Here is a 524-nt window from a genome sequence, read left to right as displayed (position 1 = left end):
TCGACGAGGCGGCAGCCAACGATCGGCGATCCAGCCCCAGAACAATCGGCCAACCATTCCGGCACCCTGAGTGACGGCCAGCACCAGCCCGGCGGTGGTCAGCGGCAAGCCGTATTCGTGGGTCAGGTAGGTGACCAGATAGGTGGTCAGGCACAGCTGCATGGCACTGAAGCAGAACGAGCACAGAGCCAGATCACGGATCGGCCGGTGCTGAAACACCCGTACCAGCGGCCGAAACGGATCGCGCAGGCCGGCGTGGCCCGGCTGGCGGTCGTTGTCCAGGGCGGCGCGGAACGGTTGCGCGACCAGCACCATCGTGGCACAGGCCAGCGCCACCGCGATCGCAGCGCCCTGCCAGCTCACCGTGGCGACCAGACTCGGCACCAGCGCCCCGGCGAGCACACCGCCTAACGGCACACCGGTCTGCTTCAGCGAAAACATGAAACCCATCAAATGCGGCGGCGTGGTACGCGCCAGGATGTGCGAGCTGGCCGGCGTCACCGGCCCGTAGCCGGCGCCGATGA

1 protein-coding gene is annotated in these 524 nt (G+C 67.7%); it reads right to left on the bottom strand.

The window, feature by feature from the left end; translation table 11 throughout:
- Positions 1–524 (bottom strand): MFS transporter (locus NAV33_RS21410; RefSeq protein WP_255983771.1); only part of this gene is annotated, 524 nt, incomplete at both ends.

The sequence above is a fragment of the Stutzerimonas stutzeri genome (genome assembly GCF_024448715.1).
GTDB classification, from domain to species: domain Bacteria; phylum Pseudomonadota; class Gammaproteobacteria; order Pseudomonadales; family Pseudomonadaceae; genus Stutzerimonas; species Stutzerimonas stutzeri_AR.
Note: the sequence above shows the minus strand (reverse complement) of the source record. Positions and strands in the feature narration are given on the sequence as shown.